General features: G+C 42.4%; 21 protein-coding genes and 1 riboswitch. Of the genes, 15 read left to right on the top strand and 6 right to left on the bottom strand.

Annotated features, from left to right (window positions below; genetic code table 11):
- Window positions 1-9 precede the first annotated feature (9 nt).
- Window positions 10-106, bottom strand: a riboswitch (TPP riboswitch).
- Between the two features lie 572 nt (window positions 107-678).
- The 4 genes from LN995_RS12370 to pnuC form a co-directional block, all read right to left on the bottom strand.
- Complete coding sequence (locus tag LN995_RS12370; protein ID WP_229961389.1) at window positions 679-1,563, bottom strand: aldose 1-epimerase family protein; 885 nt, start codon at window positions 1,561-1,563, stop codon at window positions 679-681.
- Between the two features lie 7 nt (window positions 1,564-1,570).
- On the bottom strand, window positions 1,571-2,098 hold the full coding sequence (locus LN995_RS12365; RefSeq protein ID WP_229961388.1) for an AAA family ATPase: 528 nt from the start codon (window positions 2,096-2,098) through the stop codon (window positions 1,571-1,573).
- A gap of 220 nt (window positions 2,099-2,318) precedes the next feature.
- Window positions 2,319-2,495 (bottom strand): hypothetical protein, encoded by a 177-nt coding sequence (locus LN995_RS12360; RefSeq protein WP_229961387.1) that lies wholly within the window; start codon window positions 2,493-2,495, stop codon window positions 2,319-2,321.
- 113 nt (window positions 2,496-2,608) lie between these two features.
- Window positions 2,609-3,238 (bottom strand): nicotinamide riboside transporter PnuC, encoded by a 630-nt coding sequence (gene pnuC / locus LN995_RS12355; protein ID WP_229961386.1) that lies wholly within the window; start codon window positions 3,236-3,238, stop codon window positions 2,609-2,611.
- Window positions 3,239-3,360: 122 nt separating this feature from the next.
- Here pnuC and LN995_RS12350 point away from each other — a divergent pair, with 122 nt between their 5' ends.
- From LN995_RS12350 to LN995_RS12310, 9 genes are all read left to right on the top strand, one after another.
- Window positions 3,361-3,681, top strand: coding sequence for a rhodanese-like domain-containing protein (locus LN995_RS12350; RefSeq protein ID WP_229961385.1), 321 nt, complete (start codon window positions 3,361-3,363; stop codon window positions 3,679-3,681).
- Window positions 3,682-3,830: 149 nt separating this feature from the next.
- Window positions 3,831-5,300: an IMP dehydrogenase gene (gene guaB / locus LN995_RS12345; RefSeq protein ID WP_229961384.1), complete on the top strand. Its 1,470-nt coding sequence runs from the start codon at window positions 3,831-3,833 to the stop codon at window positions 5,298-5,300.
- Window positions 5,301-5,467: 167 nt separating this feature from the next.
- A complete protein-coding gene (locus LN995_RS12340; protein WP_229961383.1) occupies window positions 5,468-7,567 on the top strand; it encodes a GAF domain-containing SpoIIE family protein phosphatase in 2,100 nt (699 codons plus the stop codon).
- A gap of 20 nt (window positions 7,568-7,587) precedes the next feature.
- Window positions 7,588-7,926, top strand: a complete 339-nt coding sequence (locus tag LN995_RS12335; protein WP_229961382.1) for an STAS domain-containing protein — start codon at window positions 7,588-7,590, stop codon at window positions 7,924-7,926.
- Window positions 7,919-8,329, top strand: coding sequence for an ATP-binding protein (locus tag LN995_RS12330; protein WP_229961381.1), 411 nt, complete (start codon window positions 7,919-7,921; stop codon window positions 8,327-8,329). The genes LN995_RS12335 and LN995_RS12330 overlap by 8 nt, the downstream gene beginning before the upstream one ends.
- A 162-nt stretch (window positions 8,330-8,491) precedes the next feature.
- The gene (locus LN995_RS12325; protein ID WP_229961380.1) at window positions 8,492-10,792 is read left to right on the top strand and encodes a peptidylprolyl isomerase; all 2,301 of its coding nucleotides are present in this window, start codon (window positions 8,492-8,494) and stop codon (window positions 10,790-10,792) included.
- Window positions 10,793-10,906: 114 nt separating this feature from the next.
- Entirely contained in the window at window positions 10,907-12,271 is a 1,365-nt protein-coding gene (locus tag LN995_RS12320) for a peptidylprolyl isomerase (protein WP_229961379.1), read from the top strand.
- Between the two features lie 8 nt (window positions 12,272-12,279).
- On the top strand, window positions 12,280-13,245 hold the full coding sequence (locus LN995_RS12315; protein ID WP_229961378.1) for an AAA family ATPase: 966 nt from the start codon (window positions 12,280-12,282) through the stop codon (window positions 13,243-13,245).
- A gap of 404 nt (window positions 13,246-13,649) precedes the next feature.
- Window positions 13,650-13,826, top strand: a complete 177-nt coding sequence (locus LN995_RS12310) for a hypothetical protein (RefSeq protein WP_229961377.1) — start codon at window positions 13,650-13,652, stop codon at window positions 13,824-13,826.
- A gap of 491 nt (window positions 13,827-14,317) precedes the next feature.
- Here LN995_RS12310 and LN995_RS12305 read toward each other — a convergent pair whose 3' ends face one another.
- Window positions 14,318-15,181 carry an SDR family NAD(P)-dependent oxidoreductase gene (locus tag LN995_RS12305; RefSeq protein WP_229961376.1) on the bottom strand — a complete coding sequence of 288 codons (864 nt, stop codon included), beginning with the start codon at window positions 15,179-15,181 and terminating at the stop codon, window positions 14,318-14,320.
- A 193-nt stretch (window positions 15,182-15,374) separates the two neighbouring features.
- Between LN995_RS12305 and LN995_RS12300 the strand changes: the two genes are divergently transcribed.
- Both LN995_RS12300 and LN995_RS12295 read left to right on the top strand, forming a co-directional pair.
- Window positions 15,375-15,563: a hypothetical protein gene (locus LN995_RS12300; protein WP_229961375.1), complete on the top strand. Its 189-nt coding sequence runs from the start codon at window positions 15,375-15,377 to the stop codon at window positions 15,561-15,563.
- Window positions 15,554-16,003 carry a GNAT family N-acetyltransferase gene (locus LN995_RS12295; RefSeq protein ID WP_229961374.1) on the top strand — a complete coding sequence of 150 codons (450 nt, stop codon included), beginning with the start codon at window positions 15,554-15,556 and terminating at the stop codon, window positions 16,001-16,003. The genes LN995_RS12300 and LN995_RS12295 overlap by 10 nt, the downstream gene beginning before the upstream one ends.
- 3 nt (window positions 16,004-16,006) lie before the next feature.
- On the opposite strand, the gene LN995_RS12290 is transcribed toward LN995_RS12295, so the two are convergent.
- Window positions 16,007-17,068, bottom strand: a complete 1,062-nt coding sequence (locus LN995_RS12290; RefSeq protein WP_229961373.1) for a hypothetical protein — start codon at window positions 17,066-17,068, stop codon at window positions 16,007-16,009.
- 255 nt (window positions 17,069-17,323) lie between these two features.
- Between LN995_RS12290 and recA the strand changes: the two genes are divergently transcribed.
- The 4 genes from recA to LN995_RS12270 all read left to right on the top strand — a co-directional run bounded on the left by recA (window position 17,324) and on the right by LN995_RS12270 (window position 21,314).
- Window positions 17,324-18,364, top strand: coding sequence for a recombinase RecA (gene recA, locus LN995_RS12285; protein WP_229961372.1), 1,041 nt, complete (start codon window positions 17,324-17,326; stop codon window positions 18,362-18,364).
- Between the two features lie 174 nt (window positions 18,365-18,538).
- Window positions 18,539-19,348, top strand: a complete 810-nt coding sequence (locus LN995_RS12280; RefSeq protein WP_229961371.1) for a DUF3108 domain-containing protein — start codon at window positions 18,539-18,541, stop codon at window positions 19,346-19,348.
- A gap of 232 nt (window positions 19,349-19,580) precedes the next feature.
- On the top strand, window positions 19,581-20,270 hold the full coding sequence (locus tag LN995_RS12275; protein WP_229961370.1) for a response regulator transcription factor: 690 nt from the start codon (window positions 19,581-19,583) through the stop codon (window positions 20,268-20,270).
- Window positions 20,271-20,273: 3 nt separating this feature from the next.
- Entirely contained in the window at window positions 20,274-21,314 is a 1,041-nt protein-coding gene (locus LN995_RS12270; RefSeq protein ID WP_229961369.1) for a sensor histidine kinase, read from the top strand.
- Window positions 21,315-21,317: the final 3 nt, after the last annotated feature.

Raw genomic sequence — 21,317 nt, 5'->3', positions numbered from 1 at the left:
CCTGTTACTTTTTGTTTCCTTTGTTATCCCTTCGCCGGCATTACCCGGATCAGGTTCAATGGGTATAATCTCAGCCCGTTGTTATAAGGCACCCCTAAACTGTAACAAAGGTAAAGCCCTTTTTCCGTTAAACCAACAGGCAGTAAAATATGCTTAAACCAACATGAACTTTTAGATGACTAAGAAGTATGTATTTTTTGAGCAAAGGCAATAACCATTACTCAAAAAAGTACGTTGATATTCTTAAAAGGCAGCATTTTCATATACCTCTGTTATAAGGCTTTATAGCTGAAACATGCTGACACGATGAAAATTTTGTAGTAAAAAGAAGAAGACGACGTGATGATGATCAGCATACTTTACACAATGGCGCTACTTACTATATTGGCATATTACGCTTTTACTCCACGTAAACAATATAAAAGACCTCCATCCACAGACAGTGACGATGACGGAGGAGAGCCATTAGGAAACGATTTACCAGATTTGGACCTCCCACCCGGTGTATCATTACCGATTAATGATTTTGAACCGGAATATGATTTGAGAAAGATTAAAGTCCCGAAGTTTCCGGAACCATCTTTACAATGAATGTTTAACAAACGGAAAAAGCATTAGCCCCAACTGTTCTCTTAACAGCTGGGGCTAATGCTTTTTTACAGTGATCTTACTCTCTGATTATACTACCTGCAGAATGGCAATGCTAAAAGTACGCTCAAAAGTTTGCTTAGGAGCCAGTTCATTGATGCCCTCCTTCTCTTTTAGTTCACCGCTGTCGCCTATACTACTGGCTACGCCACACCATGGTTCAATGCAAACATACGGAGCCGCTGGTGTTTTAGACCAAATACCCAGGTAAGGAAATCCATCGAATGCTACTTCCACGCGAAGCGGATTAGTGCGGCTGCCCAGCATAACTTTCTTAGACTGCAGACGCTTGAAGATTATTGCATCCTTATAGAAATAGCTATGTTCTAATGGCAGCATGTTAGTCTGGTCCAGTACCCGCTCTGTATCGCCATTCAGCAAGCCATTTTCATCCACCAGATGGCGGCTTTGAGTCTCTTCTTCCTCAAAACCTATGTAGTAGTCGGTGTACTTTTCATACGGATGCAAAGGCACATTGAAGCCTGGGTGACCTCCAACAGAAAAATACATTGTTTTTTCATCTTCGTTGCTCACTAAGTAGGTAATATTTAGCTTACCCCCTGTTAGCTTATAAGCTACTAAAAACCTGAACTCAAACGGATATTGCTGCCGCGTTTCCTCATCTGCTTCCAACTCAAACACCAGTTTATCAATCTCCTCCTCTACCAGCTTAAATTCTTTTCTACGGGCAAAGCCATGTCGGTTCATGTTATAAGTTTTGCCTTCGTAGGTATACTCCTGGTTTGGGAGCTCTCCTACAATAGGGAACAGGTTAGGCGCGTGGCCCGACCATACTTCCGGGTTACCAGACCATATAAGGTCTATCTGTTCATCAACTTTTATAAAATTGTGTAGCTCGGCACCCAGGCTCTCGACTCCTACTCTGTAGTTTTCGTTTTCGATAAAATATAACATAATACTGCTATAGTTGGTTATTTTTATGGATGAGGGTACCCACATGCTGCAACGCTTGCTGTAATCTTGCTTCATGCTGACCAGAGATCTCTACAAAAGGCACTCCTAAGGTTATCAGTTCCCGTTTATACCAGTCATAAAAGAACTGTCGCAGATGCGGGTGCTCTCGCTGCGGATCCGGTTCCCAAGGCAAATCAACGCCCATCAGCAGGTAAAGGTTGTAGTTTTGTTGCCGTAACTTTTCAAGAATCCAGTCGGGACAGTAGCCATAAGCATGTTCACACCAAATCTTTATTACAACCAGGTCGGTATCGGCAAAAATAAGCTTGTTAGCATCAGACAATAGCTTTTGTTCCAGTTCCAACTGTCCTTTGGCGATAGCCTCTACATCTTCTATGTTGTAAGGCCTGTTCAGGTTACCAACATAGCTGCGGGCATATTCCGGAACCCACACTGTATTATAATGCTGCGCCAGCTTTTCAGATATAGTAGATTTGCCCGTTGATTCAGGGCCTGTAATGGCAATTTTAAGCATGCGCAAAGTAAGCTAAAATTATTCCTAGTTTTTATTAGCTTCAAAGAGACTGTACCTATGGCAGTTCATGTTATATGAAGCAGCTTGAAAGCAAGCTTAAAAAATTTGAGGTGTTACAAAGCGAACATGGTTCCATTGCAACACCTCAAACTACAGTTACTCCATAAGTACCGGGTAACTGCTGCTATAATAGTAAAAGTAATTTAAATTGTATAAAGCATTAGTTTTCGGAAAAACTATAACCATAAAAATTATACACCTCCACCTCTTTTGGCTTTCTGTCGCCATACTGCCTTAATAAAACATATTTAGGCTCCTCATCTGGTGACTCATATCCCCACTTTAAACGATTCTCATACTTCAACTCAGCTGGTAACTCTAACTTCCTTTGTTTCATGGTGCTGCACTGTTAAGTTAAACATGGTGCGCCCTCTGCAGGTCCGCGATATCGAATTAGTTTTAATATGTACGTTGTCAGCATCTACTGGGATGCTAAAAACAGTACAATAACTAAAGTTTAAACGCTAACTCTTCCTTTTGCTGCTCATCCAGTTCTTCCTTCCAATCGGCATAGGCCTTTATACACAATATCAAATAAATAAAGTACAAGAAGCTAGTCAGATAAAGACCTTTATAAGCATACACTCCTACATAAACAACATCTACTACCAGCCAGACCACCCAATTCTCAATCTGTTTTTTTGCCATCATCCAGTAGCCGACCAAGCTTACAGCTGTAGTTGCTGAGTCTGTATAAGAAAGATCTGCATCGGTATAGTTCTCCAGAAAGTAGCCTAACCCTAGTGTAAAAATGAGCCCTGTAACACTTAGCAGCAGCATCTCTTTCTTCCTAACCCGGCCAACTTTGCGCCCAGTATGATTTTTACCGCCGTAAAGCCATATATACCACCCGTAAATGCTTGTTATAAAATAAAAAGCATTCAACCCCATGTCGGCATAAAGTCTTACGCTGTAAAACACCACCACATAAAGGCCTGTGCTTACAATGCCAAGCGGCCACGTCCACACGTTTTGTTTAGCGGCCAACCATACACATGCTATGCCTGTTATCCAGCCAACAGCTTCATAAGCGCTTATGACTTTCAGGCTTTCTGAAATATTATTTAAAATGTCCATCATAAAATTCGCAGAGGAATATCTGCTTGTTAAAAGAAAATCGTTACTAAGTTTGTGAATTGCAACTTAAACGCCAAAAGGTGTAACAACTTTAGCTTATTTTTGGCAGATAAAAGTACAAAAAGATGATGGATGAAATTACCGCTAAGGAGTTAAAAGAGAGATTAGCCAGGAGCAATAAGGTACAGTTAGTGGATGTGCGTGAACCAGAGGAGTTTGAGATCTGCAACCTGGGTGGAGAGCTTATTCCGTTAGGTGAGCTCTCCAAGCAGGCAAGTCGTATTCGTAGAGACATACCGGTTGTTGTCATCTGCCATCATGGGTTTCGTAGCGCCCAGGCTATTCATTACCTGACAGAACGCCTTGGCTATGATAACCTGCTAAACCTGAAGGGTGGCATTCATGCCTGGGCTATGGAAATAGATCCGGAAATGATAAGGTATTGATTGTAGCAGAATACTGTTTCTTTCCTTCAGCATTCATCATAAAAAGATTTTTACTGATCTTGAAAATTTTATTTGTAATTATATCAGAATTATTTAAATAAGTTTTCGTAGTTTTACGCGGCAAATAAGAACCCCTAAATTTATTTGCCATGATCTCCGATCAGTCTAAGATTATATTTGAAGCACTGACTTATGACGATGTGCTTCTACTCCCAGCCTACTCTGAGGTACTTCCTAAAGACACTGACACTTCTTCTCAGTTGACGCGGAATATCCGTATCAATATTCCACTTTTATCGGCGGCTATGGATACTGTTACCGAAGCCGACTTAGCTATTGCAATGGCACAGGAAGGTGGTATTGGTATCATTCATAAAAACATGTCGGTTAAGAAGCAAGCAGAGCAGGTACGTAAAGTGAAACGCTCTGAAAGCGGCATGATTATGGACCCAATCACGCTAAACGAAAAGGCGACACTGGGCGATGCCGTACAGATCATGACCGAGAACAACATCGGTGGTATTCCAATTGTTAATAATGACGGTCTCCTTACTGGCATCATAACAAACAGAGACCTCCGTTTTGAGAAAGACCTGACGCAACCAGTGGCCGCTATCATGACAAAGGACAACCTGATAACTGCTGCGAAAGGCACTGACCTGGCGAAAGCAGAAGATATTCTGCAACAATATAAAATTGAAAAGCTGCCTGTTGTAGATGAAGCCGGCAAACTGGTTGGCTTGATTACTTACAAAGACATACTGAAGAAAAAAGACAGACCAAACGCCTGCAAAGATGAGTATGGCCGCTTGCGTGTAGGAGCTGCCGTAGGTGTAACGCCTGATGTACTGGATCGTGTAAAAGCATTGGCAGAAGCAGGCGTAGACGTAATAAGCGTAGACACAGCACACGGTCACTCAAAAGGAGTATTGGATGCGGTGCGCAAGATAAAAGAAGCGTTCCCTAACCTGGACCTGATTGCAGGCAATGTGGCTACTGCCGATGGAGCCAAAGCGCTGGCAGATGCAGGCGCTGATGCAGTAAAAGTTGGTGTTGGCCCGGGGAGCATCTGTACCACACGTGTTATTGCCGGCATAGGCGTGCCGCAGTTATCTGCTGTAATGGAGGCTGCCAAAGGCTTGGCTGGCACAGGTGTACCAGTAATTGCCGATGGTGGTATTAAATTCTCTGGAGATGTTGTAAAAGCATTGGCTGGTGGTGCCAGCACTGTTATGATTGGTTCGTTGCTGGCTGGTACAGAGGAGGCTCCAGGTGAAGTTATCATTTACGAAGGACGTAAATATAAAACTTACCGGGGCATGGGTTCTGTAGAAGCCATGGAAGAAGGTTCCAAAGACCGTTACTTCCAGAGCAGTGAGACCGATGTCAAAAAGCTTGTACCAGAGGGCATAGTGGGTCAAGTGCCGTACAAAGGCCTGGTTGCTGAAGTTATCTACCAGATGGCAGGTGGTATAAAAGCAGGTATGGGCTATTGCGGAACGCCAACCATAGAGGACCTTCAAAAGGCCAAAATGGTTAAGATAAGCGGTGCCGGTTTACGCGAAAGTCATCCGCACGATGTGCAGATTATGCGTGAGGCTCCTAACTATAGCCGCTAATTTATTTAGATTATTTCTGAACAGGAGTTGGTGCCTTTAACAGGCTAACCAACTCCTGTATTTTTACGTTATGCTAGGTGTTTTTGCAAACACACCCAGACGCTTTGGCTAAAGAGAAAAAAAATTCCTTACCTTTCACTCAAATTAAGTCTCAGAAAAGCCATATTTTGTCACAGCAAATACTAAATACGGTTTTCCGTTCTATGCTATACAAGACTAATGCAAAATCTTTACTAGTTACCATCGCTACCATTAGCTGGGCTTTGCTGTTGGCTAACATACTATTAGCGGCAGAGAGTGCCAGGCAACCAGGTGCAGTAAAATTTGCATTACCCTATATCAACAACCTGTTTATAGTTGTTTTTATAGTCTCAACTTTTCTCTACCATCGCGTTAACGCCGACAGTCTTAGAGGCATTGACTTTATTGGGCACCTCTGGAACCTGTTTTCTAAAGCAGGGGTTGCCGCTTACCTTAGCCTTGCCTTGTATATAGGGTATAACCTTATAACCAGCTATGCCAACATACAATCTCCGCTGCTCCTGCATATCGTGTACCATGTTGTGTTTGGCCTGCTTGTCATGTTTCTGGCAAAGGCGTTTTATGTCTGGCGGCAACTACTGCTTTACCATAAAAACAAGTTTTTGCAGATAGCCTGGAACTGGTTTGAACTACTGATAGGTGGAACACTACTGATAACAGTGTTTAACTTTAACTATACCAGCTACATATTTCTGCCCCTGTTAGCGCTGCTGGTTTTCTACATCCTTTTCCTGTGTACAAACCTGAAGTGGGTGGCTTATCTTTCTTTCAATAACAAAAGCCGCTCTCTGGTACTGCTAGGCGCTATTTTGTTAAGCTGTTATATCTTTTTCCACTTCTTTTATCATACACCAGAAAAAGAGTTACTCGTAATTGACTATACTAATATAGGATTTCTGCTGTTAGCCATGCTGTTTGTGGGCATGTATACGCTGGCGGCTTTTCTCGTTTCGCTGTTCAGTCTGCCTACTTCCAGTGTTTTTGAGCAGAAGAGCGAGGACCTGATAAACTTTCAACGGTTAAGCCAGTCTATACAACAAGGGCAAAGCGAGCCGCAAGTGTACGATATGCTGTTCCAGAGCACCATTAAAGCCTCCGATGCCAATGCCGGGTGGTTTGAATTAGTGCGTAACGGTGAACCGCAGGTTACTCATATGCTCAACATTACGGAAGACAATATTGAGCGCATCCGGTACCTGCTGCTGGCCTACGACATTAAGTACATTGACTATATTAACAATAACCTAGATCGCAACGCTGGTTTCAGAGACCTTGCGCTTCCCTGGAAGTCACTGATCATACTCCCCATAAAGTCGAAACAGCACTTATTCGGTGTGCTGTATTTAATGAAAGACATAGAGCAGGGCTTTGACCGTGAAACTGTAAACGTGTTACGTACTTTCACAAGTCAGACCATACTTACTATAGAAAATCTCCGCCTTATATCAGAGTCTTTACAAACGGAGCGTTATAAAGAAGAGCTTAAAATTGCAACGCAGGTACAGGAAAGCCTGATACCAAAGAAATTCCCCGCTGATAGCTGGTTTGAAATAAGCTCACACGCTGTGGCAGCAAAGGAAGTTGGAGGAGACTTTTACGACTTTCTTCAGTTAAGCGAATCACGGATTGCCATTATAATAGGAGACGTTTCAGGAAAAGGTATTTCTGCAGCTTTCCATATGGCTCAGATGAAAGGTATTTTTCATGGTCTGATGCAGCAGGACATGGCCCCTAGTGAGTTTATGCGGCAGGCAAACAGTGCCCTTAGCCGATGCCTTGAGAAAACTTCTTTTATTACTTCTTCGCTATATATCATTGATTATAGCATGAAAGGCTTTAAGTTTGCACGTGCAGGACATTGCCACACACTGTACTACAACGCCATGATGGATGAAGTCTTTTACTTCCAGACCGAAGGCCTGGGGCTTGGCATTATCCGCGACCAGAACTATAGTAAACACATCAAAGAAATGTATTATGACTACAACCCGGGTGATGTAATGGTTATTTACACAGATGGAATTGTAGAAGCGCGAAGTATAGAAAACGAAGAATATGGAGAAGACCGGCTTTTGTACATGCTGAAGCAAACATATCATCTGGAAGCTGATGATATAAAATTTGCCATTATAAATGATTTAACAGAGTTTACAGGGCCAGACAACTTATATGACGATCAAACGTTGCTTGTGATAAAGTTCAAGCCTACAGAACTAAATGAATAACTGAGCCGTAAAGTATGCCAATGAAAATTACACGTGAAATCAAGGATTCTACCATTATCATCACTCTAGATGGTGAGCTGGATGCCAGCTCTTCAGTGATGCTGGACGAGGAGCTTTCTGATCCGGAAATAATGAAATACAGCAAGATTCTGGTTAATTGTAAAAACCTGAATTACATTTCCTCTGCAGGTCTTGGTGTATTTATTTCTCACCTGCAGCGCTTCGAAGATGCTCAGATTAAACTTATCTTCTTTAACATGCAGGATAAGGTGCGTAATGTGTTTGAAATACTAGGCCTCGACCTGTTAATGACCATCGTGTCAAGTTACGACGAAGCTATGACCATTGCAGATGAATAATTCTATTCAGGTAAGCTGTTCTAAAAAAAATTTAAAGCCTATACGGGATTTTGTCACGGAATATCTGAACAGACTTGATCTGTCAGATATTCTGATGAACCAGATCGTATTAGCTGTGGATGAAATATGTGCTAACCTTATCATCCATGCCAATCAGGAAGATCCCTCCAAACAAATCACCCTTGCTATTCATAAGCAGAAAGACACGCTTAAGTTCGAAATAATAGATAATGGCGTGGCATTTCAGCAGGCGAAGTACAAAGAACCCAATATAGAAGAGCATATCCGCATTGGCAAGAAAGGAGGCGTTGGCATAGCCCTTGTAAACCGCATCATGGATAAAGTAGAATTTAAAAGTGGCAACAGCAAAAATACCTGCCTTCTTTACAAAAAAATCAAATAAGTCCCTCCCGCACACACTTTTACCGCACATATGCCGTTATCCGGAACAAAATCGGGTGCAATAGTATTATAGGTATACTTTTTGGCTCATTGTCAGAAAAAATAACTAAAATTGCATCATCTGATCTTTCAGATAAATCAAGAGTTTGTTTTTAATCTACTTATGCGCAGCAACCACTTACTTGTTGCAGTAGCCGCCTTGCTTATGGCCGGATGTACTACAACCAAGAAGAATGATTCCAAAGAACCCGTTATAGTTACACTTGGCTCCCAGCCTGTTTCCTCTTCTGAATTCCGCTATGTTTATGAAAAAAACAATGCCGGCAGCGAAGATGCTTATACCCGCGAAAGCTTAAATGACTACCTTAACCTTTATACAAACTTTAAGCTAAAGGTATTGGAAGCAGAGAGCCGCGGCCTAGACACCACTACGGCTTTCAAGCGTGAACTGGAGGGCTACAAAGAACAGTTGGCCCAGCCATACCTGACAGAGAAAAGCGTAACCGATAAGCTGGTACGAGAGGCTTACGACCGCATGCAACAGGAAATAAACGCATCCCATATTCTTATTAACCTTTCTCCTGATGCTGCCCCGGAAGACACACTGGCTGCCTACAATAAGGTGATGGAACTGCGCCAGCGAATTGTAAACGGAGAAGACTTTAGTAAAGTAGCAAAAGAATTCTCTCAGGACCCATCAGCTGCTGACAATGGCGGCAACTTAGGTTACTTTACAGCTATGCAGATGGTATATCCTTTTGAGGATGCCGCCTATAAAACTGCTCCCGGACAGCTATCTATGCCGGTTCGCAGCCGCTTCGGTTACCATTTAATTAAAGTAAACGATGTGCGCCCAGCCCGTGGAGAAGTGAAAGTAGCACACATTATGGTGCGTACGTCACCTGGCATGCCTAAGGCTGACTCTTTAGCTGCCAAACAACGCGTAGATGCTATTTATAAGCGTGTACAGCGAAATGAGAGTTGGGATAAATTGGTTTCAGAGTTTTCTGAAGATGCAAACTCTGCCTCAAACGGTGGAGAACTGCCTTGGTTTGGCACGGGCCGTATGATTCCTTCTTTTGAAGAAGCAGCCTTTGCCTTGCAGAAAGAGGGCGATATTGCCAAGCCTGTCAGCACGCCGTACGGCTGGCACATTATTAAATTGATTGACAAACGGGGGCTGCCTCCTTATGAGAACCTGGAGCAGAACCTCCGTAATAAAATAGCGAAAGACTCGCGTTCAGAACTTAATAAAACAGCTTTTCTAAAGCGCATCAAAGCTGAAAACAACTTTACAGAGCAAGCCTCTGCTAAAACGGAGGCGCTAAACAAAGCCAGTGATGATCTGCTGCAGGCAAAATGGACATATGATGAGAGTGACAAAGCACTGAAGCAAACCCTTTTTACTATTCAGGGCAAAGAATACACAACAGGAGATTTTTTTAGCTATGTGAAGGCAGAGCAAAAGCCTCGCGTTACAGGTACTCCGGAGCATACTATGAACCTGCTTTACAATGCTTATGTAGACAAGAGCCTGATAGAATACGAAAAGGAAAACCTGGAGAACAAATATACTGATTACCGCATGCTGGTAAAGGAGTACCACGATGGTATTCTGCTTTTCCAACTGATGGATGAAAAAGTTTGGTCCAAAGCAATAGAAGACTCTACAGGTTTACAGGCATTTTTTGAGCAGAATAAAGAAAACTACAAATGGGGACCTCGGGTGCAGGCAACTGTAGTAAGTGCTGCCAACAAAGAGCTTTTGGAGAAAGCCCAGGCAGAATTGGCAAACCGTCGCTACCCTGTAAAGAGCGCCAGCATTACCGATATTCTTTTTGCACAGAACAGCGCTGAACTTAACGCCGAGTCTAAAGCAAAATTAAACGACCTGGCAGAACTACTAAAAGGAACTCCGGGTTTATCTTTAGACATAAATGGTCACACCGATGCCCATGAAACAGCCGCTCAGGCAGAAGAAAGGGCTAAACAGGCTGCAAAGTACCTGGTGGAGCAAGGTGTTGCTGCAGAACAGCTAAATGCAGGTGCATTCGGAAAAACAAAGCAGGCAGGCCCTAATAACACAGAAACAGGCCGGCGTCGCAACCGCAGAGTATCCTTTACACTTTACTCTTCTGATTTTAGCGCTCTGGCAGATAAACTGAATGCAGGTAACCCGCTTGGGGTGCAAATAACAGAGAAGAAGTTTCAGAAAGGTGAAAACAAAGCCTTGGATAGTGTGAACTGGCAAAAAGGAACCTACACCACACAGCTTAATGGCCGCGAGTACCTGATTATTATCAGTGATGTGCTGGAGCCTAGCTACAAGCAACTCAATGAAGTACGTGGGATTACCATATCAGACTATCAGAATTACCTGGAGCAACAGTGGGTAAACCAACTCCGGGAAAAGTATCCTGTAAAAGTTAAGCAGGATGAAGTAGAAAAATTAATTAACAAGTGACACAGTTTACTTTGGACTTGTCTTTGCAAAAGGCAAGAAAAGTGTAAATTCAGAATAAAGCAGTAATTTGTGCGTTGAATATGCAGCGCATACTCATAAATAATGTTAAAGAAATTGAAAACGAAAACCCTGATCTACAGACTCAGCTATGTAGCCCTCTGCTTCGTAGTAACCACAGTTACAACTTTTGCTCAGGCTCCTATGCAACGTAAAGTAGATGGCATCATAGCAAAAATAAATAATCAGGTCGTTCTGAAATCTGACCTGGAGTTCAGCTATTTACAGTACCTTACACAGAGCAAGCAACAGCCAAATGAGGACCTGAAATGCGATATTCTTAAGTCTTTAGTACAGGATAAGCTTCTACTTGCCCGCGCTGAACTTGACTCTGTTACAGTGGAAGATGCAATGGTAAGCAGCGAACTGGACAGACGTATTCAGTATCAGGCTTCTCAGGTAGGTGGTGTGGAGCGCCTGGAACAGTACTTTGGTAAAAGTATCAACCAAATAAAAGAAGACCTGCGCCGCACTGTACGTGATAACCTGATTGCCCAGAAAATGCAGCAGGAAATTACCAGTAAGGTAACTGTAACACCTAAAGAGATAAAGAAATACTTTAATGAAATTCCTCGAGACAGCTTACCTTATTTCTCCAGCGAAGTTGAGATTGGTCAGATTGTAAGGTATGCTCAGGTAAGTAAACAGCAAAAGCAAGAGGCTCGTCAGAAACTGGAAGACATACGCAAACGTATACTTGCCGGCGAGGACTTTGCTACATTAGCCAAGCAGTATTCTGAAGACGCCGGCTCGGCAGAGGCTGGTGGTGAACTTGGCTTCTTTGGAAGAAAAGAACTTGTGCCAGAATACGAAGCAACTGCACTAAGGTTAGAACCAGGGCAGATTTCTAATGTGATAGAATCGCAGTTTGGATTTCACCTGATTCAGTTGATTGAGCGAAAAGGGCAACAGTTTAACTCCCGCCATATTCTTATTAAACCAGCCACAGCAACTGTTGACATAGAGGAAGCTGAAGTTGAACTGGACAGTATCCGTACACTGATACAAAATGACAGCCTTACCTTTGCTAAGGCTGCAAAAGAGTTCTCTGACGATAAGAATACGAAAGATAACGGTGGTATGCTTACCAGCCGCGCTACAGGTAGCACCTATTTCCCGATGGACCAGGTAGATCCTTCTATCTTTTTTGCCATTGATACGTTACAGGTAGGTGAAATAACGGAGCCTGTTTCATATACCACGGAAGATGGCAAAGCAGCCGTAAGAATTTTATATCTGAAGTCAAAGTCAAGACCACACCTGGCTAACCTGGACGATGACTATCAGAAAGTAGCAGCGGCGGCACTTAGCCAGAAACAAAATAAAGCGGTGGATGCGTGGTTCCGTAAGAACTTAGATAGCGTTTTTATAGAAATTGATCCGGAGTACCAAAATTGTCAGGTACTTCAATTAACCCAGTAACGACACATATGAAGCAATATACCTCTGACAAAGAAGCAGCCGATGCGCTACATCATGCTTACCGCGAGTTAACCTCCGAAATATCTAAAGTAATTGTAGGGCAGGAAGAAGTAGTCAAATTAGTACTCACAGCTGTTTTTTGTCAGGGGCATTGCTTACTGGTAGGTGTTCCGGGGCTTGCTAAAACACTACTCATTCAGACTATCGCCTCTTCACTGGACATGTCGTTTAGCCGGGTACAGTTTACACCGGACCTCATGCCCTCCGATATAGTAGGAGCCGAAACTCTGGACAATGACCGTAACTTTAAATTTGTGATGGGCCCTGTGTTTGCTAATATTGTTTTGGCAGACGAAATAAACAGAACACCTCCCAAAACACAAGCGGCACTGCTGGAAGCCATGCAAGAGCATGCTGTAACTGTAGCAGGCCGTAGATACGACCTCCCAAAGCCATTCTTTGTACTAGCCACACAGAACCCGATTGAACAGGAAGGTACTTACCCTCTACCCGAAGCACAACTTGATCGCTTTATGTTCAATATTGCCCTGGACTACCCAAGCTACGAATCGGAGTTGCAGATTGTTAAAAATACAACCGGCGCTGTGAAAGGCACATTAAACAGAATTTTACATGCCGATGATATTCTAGCTTTTCAACAGTTGGTAAGAAGAGTGCCTGTAGTTGACAACGTTGTAGAGTACGCAGTAAAACTGGTGCATAAAACCCGGCCTAATGCTCCTATGGCGTCGCCACAAGCTAACCAATACCTTGAGTGGGGAGCTGGCCCAAGAGCATCACAAAACCTAATAGTTGGGGCAAAATGTAATGCTATACTCAACGGCAAATATAGCCCGGATATTGAAGATGTACAAGCTGTAGCCTTACCTATACTCCGCCATCGTATCGTACGTAATTTTAAAGCAGAGGCTGAAGGTTATACAGTAGAGCGAATCATTCAGGAGTTGCTGTAAACTGTTGCTACCCTTACCTGCTCTTTTAAAACAGGTACAGCCATTAAACGCTAATTATGTACAGCAGCCTTAACTACATCAGCCACTTGGAAGTAAATTAAATTCATGTATTTTTGTTAAGTACATCCTACATTAATTCCGGCTATAAACTACATGGAAGCTGCTGCTTTATTTCTACGTTTAAAAAATAACCTGGCTACTATAACGGAAGCTTTTAACAGCCCGCTGGAAACACGCTCAATGCCTTACAATGTTTCCGTTCCCTTAGAAATAGATTTGCTGGCTGGTATCCTCAGGCTTTATGGTTAGAGTTTACATCCGTTACACCAGGAGTAAAGTGTACATATGACTTTCAACAGTGGTACCATCAAAACGAAGAAAAGGTAAACGATGTAATACACCGCGTGCTGAAAGATAAAAAAGCCTGTATAAAAACAGCTACAGGTACTGTTCTGCAAAAAGAAATGCTGATTCGCCGGCTCGAGTTCTTCAACGAAGTAGCACATACCCTAGAAGTGATGATGGTGCAGCAGCAACTTAAAAGCCCTAAACATCACGCGTATCATTTCCTGCAGCAGTAAGGATCTGTAGAGTTAAAATACGACAAAGCGTTAAAGTTACCGCTAGTATGGCTCTAAGAGGTTAAGAAACAGGCTATCAATAGTATTTCATTGGCAGGTGCAATGTTCGCTGTAAATAAAAACACTGGCACATAAAACCACGACAGCCTTTTTAAGCTCGATTTATTTTCATTATAATCTACTTTGCCAAACGCAGACAAAACAAGGGCTTCATCTGCACTTATATCTCAGCATTGTACTAACAGAAATGTAAATTGCCACCGACTTTGCTTTTGCCATATTATTCCTAAAACACGCTTCGGTACTACATATTTGCAAAGTCAATCACTCGTTCCTTCAGGCTCAGGAATCAACCTAAAGAAAAAGCGCCTATAGAGCCTTTACATACCCCTGCACAGATTCATTTATATAAACCTAAAAGATACCGTCTTATACATAAAAAAGCCAGGCTAGTTAGTACTAACCCGGCTTCTGTCAATTTCTAAGCATGTTTACTTCCGTACTGACGTATGGCTCTCTTTAGAGTGTTCCAGATCTAATTCTTCTTTTGGTTGTTTCTTCATACTATCAGCAGCCAGTTCACCAGCAGGGCCTTTAGCTATTAGTGTACCTCCGTCAACCGGGTAAACAGCGCCAGATACATAAGATGCCTCATCAGAAGCCAGGAACAAATACACATTTGCTACTTCTTCGGGTGTACCTCTACGACCTAAGATAGTGGCCTGGGTCACCATTTTCTCCATTTGGCTATCCATTGGCCCTGTTTCTTTATGTGTCCAGCCAGTGTCAATAGGGCCTGGCGCCACTACGTTACATCGTACGCCTTTCTGAGCCTGCTCTGCCGCTAACCCCTTTGTAAAGGCGTGGTTAAAACCTTTGGAGGCACCGTAAGGTACATTTTGAGCAATACCCAGTATACCTGACTCAGAACCAGCAGTTACAATGTTACCTTTGGTTTTCTGCAGCTCCGGCAAAGCAGCTTTGCTCATGGCAAACACTGTTTTGTTATTATTCTTCAGGAGGTAGTCAAATGCTTCTTCCGTGAAATCAGAGAGCATATTCGTTTCCGGAAAGGTACCTGCATTATTTATCAGTATGTCGAGTTTACCATATTGCTTTACAGCCAGTTCAACACAGCTCTGTGCATTAGCCAACGAAGAAAGATCTCCTGAAAAAGGAATTGCTACACCGCCTGTCTCCTGAATCTCCTTTACTACATCTTCTACAGGGTCTTCTGGCAAACCAGCTACTACTACTTTGGCTCCCTCTTTAGCGAATTTTTTACAAATGGCTTCGCCTATGCCACTTCCGCCACCAGTTACAATGGCTACTTTACCTTCAAGTCTGTTTCCCATTTTGTTATCTAGGTTAATTAGATTGTTTAATCGAACTACTTTATTTAAAAACGGAAACAAACTGAAACGGTTAAGCAAACGCATTACTTATGTAGCTACACTTAATTTGCACATCCTCAATTTTATGCTCTTACCGTATTATTAAAGAGCCAGAATATCTAACGGCCGTTTCAACCTGTAACGTGCTAACACGATGAGCTTTTTATACAATGTTTTACCACAATGCTTAGATAAACAACTTTATACTACAAATCTGCTTCTCAGGCCATACCAGGAAGGTGACGAACATGACTTTATGCGCCTTGTACAGGAAAACACACCGGCTTTAGATCCTGCTTTCAGAGGAAGGGGAACACGGTGGATGATGCCAGAATGCAAGTAATGCAACTTCAGACGGAATGGAATAACCACCAAGTGTTTGACTTTGGAGTGTGGTTAAAGAGCATCTACTCTTATATAGAAGATGTCGCGCTTAAGAACTTTGCCCACCGTGTTCCCAAGGCTGAAATAGGTGTGTGTTTCACCTGTTGGCCCAACACCAGAGCTTATGCACAAGAGGCACTGCTAGCTGTTGTAGACTTTGCTTTTAATATGCTTAGCCTGAACAAAGTTTACCTCCGAAGCACTCTATTTAACAAGCTGTATGGTAAGCTGGCAGAAGATTGTGGCTTTGTGCAGGAAGGCATTTTACGAAGCGACTACTGTGGCGCAGACTCTGATGAATTGCTGTATCTAATTTATTACGCCATGACTCGCATGGATTTCGAGCAAATGAAACAGCGTAAAGCAGAAACACAGGCAACAGCAGTAGCCAAACAATGAGCTCTAATTTTTTGATTTTGCTACAAAAAAACCTGTATTTAAATTTACGAAAAAGGAATGCGAGAACTCTATTTCTGAACTATTGAAATCATACAACGGCTCCAAACGCACAGTAAGGGTAAGATTATCTAATATTTCAAAGTCTTTCATCAGACGCAGTACCAGCAACTCTCTGTTCTCTTCTAAGTAATCAGGATATTTATAAGTAGTAGACGCAGACTGATAAAGCTTCCCTCCCAGTTCAGCCACATAGCCGTTGCCTTTCCAGTAGCTAAGCATAGCATCAGCATATTTAGTATCTACACCAGCATTAAAATAAAGGCCATGACCGTTCTCGTATGGCATTCGTTCTACTCCTGACACTGTTTTAAAACCTACCAAATAGTTCTTCGTGTATAATCTTTCCACAGCCAGATAAGATGGATAGTGTTGTGCCAGTTCTAAACCAGCAGCTGCATTAACCACAGTTAGCAACGGTAAATCGGAGGCATCTATCTGCCCGCCTTTGTGCTGCATTGTAAACTGCACCGGAAGCCTGAGCTCCAGGTTATGCCCCGGACCTAACCGCCCTTCTTTATTAAGCAACGCTAAGGCAGCACTGCCCCCCCCTGCTATATCTTCCTGAGTAGAGTCGCCTTCGTAAATCATGTTTCTCCAGTCTATCCAGGCATCCAACTTTACACGATCAGTATTAAGGAGGAACTGTACACCGTTTTCAACCCGGTCTGTTATAACGCGCTCAAAGTCATATAGCGGCTCTATATAACCATGACTAAGGCTTCCCTCCAGCGTACCAAACACTAACGCCCAGTTTTCCTTTTGCACCTTGGCTCGGAAGGTAGGAAGTATGTTCTGATAACCACTACTACCGAAGTCTTTCCGAAGAAAAACACCTGCCTCCAGACGCACAAAAGAGGCAGGATAGTATATGAGCGAGGGATTTAACTGGTAACCAAATAAGGTATAACCATCCGCAATTTTATTAAAGTACTCATTGTTCCTGAAGTAACCTAAAGCATACACTTCAGCCCTAATTTCTTTAGCATTTTCTGGTTTAACAGGCACCCTTTGCAGCAGTCCATTGTTGTCTAACTGGCAATAAGCTAAACTGCTGTAAAACAAAAGAAATAAAAGTATATTAAGCTTAAAAAAACGCATAAATATTATACAATAGTGGCACAAAACTGCTGCTGTTATTGTTGTAAATAAGAGGCAGCTTAAAACTAAAAAAATTAGCAAAATTGTCTTTTACTTTCTTGCAAATTGATGCCGAAAGTAGTAATTTCACCTTCAATAATAAAGCTATTTAACTAAACACACATGAGCGTAAGCAACGAAAAATTAAAAGCTCTACAGCTGACCATAGATAAGCTCGACAAAACATTCGGTAAAGGTACTGTTATGAAGTTGAGTGACAACCATGTGGAGGATGTTCCTGCTATTTCTACTGGTTCACTTGGGCTAGATATTGCTTTGGGCATAGGCGGTTTGCCACGTGGCCGTGTTATAGAGATTTATGGTCCGGAATCTTCTGGTAAAACCACTCTTACCATGCACTGCATTGCTGAGGCACAACGCAAAGGTGGCCTGGCTGCTTTTATCGATGCAGAACATGCATTCGACAAGGGATACGCTAAGAAACTTGGCATTGATACAGAAAACTTATTGATTTCCCAGCCTGACAATGGTGAGCAAGCCCTTGAAATTGCTGATCACCTTATTCGCTCAGGTGCTATAGATATTATTGTTATCGACTCTGTTGCCGCCCTGGTACCTAAAGGTGAACTGGAAGGAGATATGGGAGATAGCAAAATGGGTCTGCAGGCACGTTTAATGTCTCAGGCACTGCGTAAGCTTACGGGTACTATCAACAAAACAGGCTGCTGCTGTATCTTCATTAACCAGTTACGTGAGAAAATCGGTGTAATGTTTGGTAATCCAGAGACTACAACTGGTGGTAACGCGCTTAAGTTCTATGCTTCTGTACGTCTTGATATCCGCCGTATTGGCCAGATTAAAGAAAGTGCTGATAACATTACAGGTAACCGCACACGTGTTAAAGTAGTGAAGAACAAAGTTGCCCCTCCTTTTAAAGTGGTTGAGTTCGACATTATGTATGGTGAGGGTATCTCTAAAGTAGGCGAGATTCTTGACTTAGGTGTTGAGCTAGGCATTGTACAAAAGTCAGGCTCCTGGTTCTCTTACAACGGTGATAAACTGGGCCAGGGACGTGATGGCGTAAAACAGATTTTGCTCGACAATCCAGAACTGATGGAAGATATCGAAGGTAAAATCAGAGCTATTGTGAAAGGTGAACCAGAGAAAGTAGCCGCAGCCCTTGAGGATACGACTGCTGAATGAACACTGTTCCCAAGCTATAAGTAATTAAAAAGGTGCCATAAAGCTATGGCACCTTTTTGCTTTGATATAAGTTTGTTACCTGTAGATATCTCCTTATATTTATGTAAATGTGACAGTTGGTATAATAGTTGATTAATCCAGTATTGTACAGCTGACCCATAATTTCAGAGTAATATGATGAAGACTTTCCCGGTAGTTTTTTTGGCTCTTTTGGTTATGACTGGCTTTATAGCCAAAAAACAAATGACTAATATTCCTAATGAAAGCTTTTCTGCAGGTGAGATTTTAAAGTATAAAGTGCATTACGGACCAATAACCGCAGCAGAAGCAGTAATAGACGTTGCACCACAATTACATCAAGTAAATAACAGACCTTGTTATAGAGCTACGGTATATGGCAAAACTACAGGCTCTTTCGATCTTTTCCTTAAAGTCCGGGATACCTGGCAATCTTATATTGACACATCGGCACTAGTACCGCAACGCTTTTTCCAGAATATAGAAGAAGGTAACTACCGCAAACGCGAAACAGTAGACTTTAACCACTATAACAATACTGCCTTTGTAGAGAAAAAGAAAAAGTCCAGGGCAAAAGAAACTGGTTCGTATAAAGTCCCGGATAATGTGCAGGACATAGTAAGTGGCTTTTACTACCTACGCACACTGAACTATGACAGAATGCGTGTAGGCGATAAAATTAAAGTGCAGGGCTTTTTTGATCAAGAAACTTTCAACATGGAAGTAGTTTATAAAGGTCGTGAAACAGTAAGCACGAAAGCCGGAGACATAAGGTCTATTAAACTGGAGCCAAAGATGCCTAGCAACAAGCTTTTTAAAGGAGAGAACGCTATTACCGTATATTTGTCTGATGATAACAACAAAATACCTGTTCTAATTAAAGCAGAAATGTTTGTCGGCTCTCTTAAGGTAAACCTTTATGAATACAAGAACCTTAAACACAAAATGTTAATCGCCACTAACTAATTCTACTGCAGCCAGCCTAACAGCTGGCTTTTTGTTTTAAAAGCGCTATCTATATGTTAAGAAAATATTATGATTTAATTATCGTAAAGTAAGTTGCTAAATAGTATAGTATATTTGTTTAGGTATTTGGGCATTACAGTAGTAGAATAGCTTAAACAGCTGCATCTGCTTTAAGTATGCACAGCAGCTGGTAATAGTACTCCCATTACAAAACCTAATCCATATAAAGACTGTGCAAACTGCATCAAACTACAAAATCTTAGTAGTAGACGACGATCCGGATATCGTGGAACTGCTACAGTATAATTTGACGAAGGAAGGCTATGAAGTAGCGCAGGCCGACAATGGTAAAAGAGCTATTGAAGAAGCCAAAACATTTAAACCGGACATTATTCTGATGGATGTAATGATGCCGGTGCTGGATGGTATAGCCGCCTGCAGGCAACTGCGAGAAATAAATGACTTCCGTAACACGCACGTTATCTTTCTGACAGCTCGCGCAGAAGAATTCTCAGAAGTTGCCGCTTTTGATGCCGGTGCTGATGATTTTATAGTAAAGCCAATAAAGCCACGGGCATTATTAAGCCGCTTGGCTGCCTTCGCACGGCGCGAAATGAACCAGGAGGAGGAAGACCTGACAATAGAAATTGGAGACCTCCGTATAGACCGCACCAGCTTTGCGGTGTATAGGGGCGATGAAAAAATCACTTTACCTAAAAAAGAGTTTGAACTGCTGGCCTTCTTAGCTGCCACGCCAAACAAAGTCTTCAGCCGTGAAGAGCTCCTGAACAACGTGTGGGGTAGCGATGTGTTTGTAATAGCCCGCACAGTAGATGTACACATCAGAAAAGTTCGTGAGAAAATAGGTGAAAACAACATTAGAACTATAAAAGGCGTGGGCTATAAGTTCAACACCGACTAAAGAATGAATTTTAATTCCCGTACGCTTGCCCTTATCATATCATTGGCGGTAGCATTAGTGCTTACCGCCTTTCTTGCTTTAGCCAGCTACTTTTCCTCAGAAGGCCTGATAGTTGCCTTAGTAATAGTTTTCATTTCCTGCTTTTTCCTGGTTCACTTTTCTTATGAGGCTCTTGTTTTTAAGGAAATAAAGAACGTTTACTCCAGCCTGGAAAAGATAAAGAAACAGGACTTTAAGAAGGTAGAAAGCAAGTCCATTTTTATTGCCGACCCACTGACCAAAATCAAGGACGAGATATATCTTATTGCTGAAAGAAAGCAGCAGGAGATCGATGAGCTGAAGCATCTCCAGGTTATGCGCAGCGACTTTCTGGCAGATGTGTCTCATGAGCTAAAGACGCCTATTTTTGCCGCACAAGGTTTTATACACACCCTGCTGGACGGCGCCATGGACGACCCTGCGGTACGCGATAAATTCCTGCAAAAAGCAGCCAAAAGCCTGGATAGCCTGGATGCTCTCGTGCAAGACCTTATCAGTATATCTCAGTTCGAAAAGGGAGTTGTAAAAATGCAGAAGCGTAATTTCGACGTAGTGCAACTCGTGTTGGAGGTATTTGAACAACTGGAACAAAAGGCTGCATCAAGCGAAATAACGTTGCACCTGGTCGTTAAACCAGACGAAGAAATTTTGCTTTACGCTGACCCAGGTCGGGTACGGCAGGTATTCATTAACCTGATAGACAACGCCATTAAGTATGGCCGCCAGGGAGGAAATATATGGGTGTTCTTTGATGAAGGGCGCAAGAAGTATACAGTAACGGTAAAAGACGATGGAAAAGGTATAGCGCAGGAGCACATCAACCGCATTTTCGAACGTTTTTACCGAATAGATAAGAGCCGGGCTCGTGACACCAGCAGTACAGGCCTAGGACTGGCTATTTGCAAACATATCATAGAGGCACACCGTTCTTTTATAGCCGTAAAAAGTGAGTTGGGTAAAGGAACCACGCTTCGCTTCAAACTTTCAAAGGCTAAAAAGGAGTAGTAT

The sequence above is a fragment of the Pontibacter silvestris genome (assembly GCF_020907275.1).
GTDB lineage: Bacteria > Bacteroidota > Bacteroidia > Cytophagales > Hymenobacteraceae > Pontibacter > Pontibacter silvestris.
The sequence above is the reverse complement of the archived record's forward strand: the minus strand, read 5'-3'. Positions and strand labels throughout refer to the sequence as shown.